A 3,520-nucleotide genomic window follows, 5' to 3' on the forward strand; every position below is an offset into this window, starting at 1 on the left:
ATCTACGCCAAAACTCAGTTACACTTTTTGATATATAGGGATAATTAAAGTTTTCTGGAAAGTCAAACCCAAACATTTTGCCTAACCCTTGAGCCATAGCTGAATATCCTCTAAAGTCAAAATAAATTTGGAAAGCAAAAGCAATAATCCCAATCCATGCTGTAAGGATCGTAAGTTCCGATATAGAAGTTGCTTTTACGCTTGTCCAAAGAAGTCCTATATTATTAGCTAAAAGTACTTTTAACGCAAGTCCTCTAATAAATAATTCCATACCTTCACCAAAACGATCTAATGTTACTTTTCTTTCTTGTAATTGTTTATCGATATCACTGTATTTCACAATAGGGCCTGCAACAAGTTGAGGAAACATCGTAACATAAGTACCAAAAGAAATAATATTTTTTTGCGCTTGTACTTTCCCTAAATAAACATCAATCACATAAGACATCGTTTGGAAAGTATAGAATGAGATTCCCACCGGAAGAGGAAGCGTTTCGACCTGAATATTTAAATTGAAAAGAGTATTGATATTTTCTATTACGAAACCATAATATTTGAAGAATCCCAGTATTCCTAAGTTTATTACAATAGAATTAATAAATATTGCCTTTTTGATACCTTTACGATTTCTATACTTATCGATAAGTATGCCATTAATATAGTCAAATATAGTGGAGAATATCATAATGACTATATACACTGGCTCACCCCATGCATAAAAAATGAGACTGATGATAAATAATATCAAATTCCGAAGAACTTTAGGTGATACATAATAAACAATAAGAGCTAATGGTAAGAATATGAAAAGAAAAATCAAACTACTGAACACCATTGTTCTTTCACCTCCTACAATTATTTTTTCTTGAAAATTTACAGTCCTTACATAAGAACTGTAAATTTCAAATATAGGTACTACTTAACAGAGCCTTTCAATTGTTCAAGTAGTATCTTGTAATAATCAGCTTTAAAATGCACACCATCTGTATCATGAACATCTTTGTTTTTTTCAAAGATTGGAGATAAATCAATGTACTCTACTTTCTCAGTTTTTGCTAATTCTTTAAGTTTCACGTTATATTCATCAATATGTTTATATTGCGGATATTCCTGTAATACGCTATCTGTAACTGGTGTAACAGATAAAAGGTGTATGCTTACATTGGGAAGTTTCTCTTTTATTTTTTGTATTAATTTGGAATAGTTATCTATTGAAAACTTAACTGGATTTTCGATAGGCTTTCCTTCGAGGTCCATAGGCATCAGTAAATCATTCGTTCCAAAGCTCATAAAAATATGTTCAGGTTTCTTTTCTACTACTTTGTTAACATCTTCCTCTATAGCCATTGCTGTAACTTTCCCCTTGTCAGCAATAATATTTTTATCTTCGATTAATTCTTGATCAATCATTCCTTCAGTAATAGAATCTCCAAAGAATAAACTGTTTTTAAAAATAGGTTTATACGCACTATCTTTCGATGGTTTTTCATGCGTAGCATTTTGAGTAACCTTATTTGATGGTTTTTCAGCCCCGTTATTTACACAGGCTGCGGAGGTCAATGCAATGGCCCCCGTAAGTAGACAAACACATACTTTCTTTAACATTTCTATCTTCCTCTCAAGTCATTATTTCGTAAGCGATGGTGTATATAGCAATGTTATTTTTGTTTTCAATGCGAACCTTTCGTTTACAAAATATAGATTAAGCGTTATAGGTAAAGATGAGATGCAGATTATATAGATATAATTTAAAGAATCAACAGTTTGAAAATTAGTTATTAAATAACTTAACAGAAGAATAATTTGATGCTTATATTTCTGAGATTGAATATGAAATTTGATTGAAAAAAATGTGTTTAATAACCCCTGAAATGGTTTGTTAACGGTCGATTTCAAGATAGGGAATATGTGTTGGTTTAAACAAAAAAGGAAGCGAATTATTGTAGCTAGCAATAGTTCACTTCCTTTTTATATTAACTTTAAACATTAAACACATTAAAAGTAATAACTTAATAATAAAAGCACTTTTTTGTTTATTTTAATTGATTTTTTAAATATTCTAACCAAATCGGGTAAAATTCAGATTTAAAATGGATGCCATCCTTAACATAGAGGTCTGGATTATCTTTAAATATCGGGGACAAGTCGATAAAATTCACTTGTTCTTTCTTTGCTAACACTTTAAATCCTGCATTAAAGTCATTAATGTTTTTATAACGCTCTTCTTTTTGTGTACGTTCTGGTGTAACTGGTGTAATTGATAGGATATTTATTTTTGTATCAGGTAATTTTTCTTTTATTTTTTGAATCAGTTGAGAATATTGGGTTATTGCAGCTTCTTTTGTTTCACTAAGATTACATAACCCAAGTAAAATAAATATATTTTTCGGTTTTTGATTAACTACTTGCTCTATATTTTTTTGAGCATCTCCAATTGATTTCCCTATACCACTTACAATGTTTTCTTCGTCTAATATATCAATATCATGAAGTCCATCTGTAATGGAATCCCCTAAGAATACACTTGATTTAAAAATAGATTTAAATGTCGAAGTATCTATATTAGACGAAGAGATGTGCTCTTTTTCAAAAGTGGTAGAAGAAGAGTCTATTTTAGAGACTGGACTAGTAATATCTCTCTGACTATCTGGATTTCCGCAAGCTGATAAAGCGATGATACCTATCAATGGGATTGTAATTATTTTTTTAATCATATACAATTTCCTTCCTTACAGTGCTTTTATTAGTAAAATTAGATAACATTTTTACTGATAAAAACCAATTTTTAAAGATAACCATGTATATACTATAGACGTTGATCTTTCTGGAAATTTAGTTGAAAATGATCCGATTCATTGTATACTCCAAATTCATATCCTTTTTCCTTATAAAATTTAATGATTTCTGGAAGTGCTTGTAATGTCTGTGGTTTTTCATGCATTAACACTACTTCTACATCTTCTGTTGTTGTACGTTTTACATCCTCTATAATTTGCTGGGGATTATCTTTTAATTTCCAATCATTTGAATCAATTGTCCAATCCCAAACTTTCATTCCAACTTCTACAATTTGATTACGAATTTCCTCACCCTTTAATCCTGGTGCAGATCCATATGGTGGGCGAACTAGTTTAGGAGTTGTTCCCGTAATATTATGGATAAGATCTAACGTTTCTTTCATCTCTGGTACAAATTGTCCCTTTTTGTATAGCTTATCACTATTATGTGTCATACTATGTGCACCAATATAATGTCCTTCTTTTACTGCTCGTTTTACATTTTCCTGAAAACCTGTATTTTGTAAATTACTACCTTGCATAAAAAATGTCGAAGCAACATTTTGCTCTTTTAGTACATCTAAAAATTTCCCAGTCAATTCGCTTGGACCGTCATCAAATGTTAAATAAACAACTTTTCCTACTGGCTTTCCATCAGGTCTTTTTTGTTTTGCTGGTGATGTTTCCTTTTTCTTTTCTTGTTGTTGCGTATTAACTTGTTTCATACTTTCATTAGCTACTCC

The 3,520-nt window shown here is 30.7% G+C and carries 4 protein-coding genes; all 4 read right to left on the minus strand.

Going from position 1 to position 3,520, the window contains the following annotated elements; all coding sequences use genetic code 11:
- Positions 1-835, minus strand: an 835-nt coding sequence (locus AC1DJR_RS22215; protein ID WP_477003516.1) for an MBOAT family O-acyltransferase, incomplete at its 3' end; no start/stop codon positions are given.
- A gap of 80 nt (positions 836-915) precedes the next feature.
- Positions 916-1,605, minus strand: a complete 690-nt coding sequence (locus AC1DJR_RS22220) for a GDSL-type esterase/lipase family protein (RefSeq protein ID WP_429688472.1) — start codon at positions 1,603-1,605, stop codon at positions 916-918.
- Between the two features lie 428 nt (positions 1,606-2,033).
- Entirely contained in the window at positions 2,034-2,714 is a 681-nt protein-coding gene (locus tag AC1DJR_RS22225; RefSeq protein ID WP_429688471.1) for a GDSL-type esterase/lipase family protein, read from the minus strand.
- Positions 2,715-2,806: 92 nt separating this feature from the next.
- Positions 2,807-3,520, minus strand: a 714-nt coding sequence (locus tag AC1DJR_RS22230; RefSeq protein ID WP_477003517.1) for a polysaccharide deacetylase family protein, incomplete at its 5' end; no start/stop codon positions are given.

The sequence above is a fragment of the Bacillus sp. 05T31 genome (assembly GCF_056396725.1).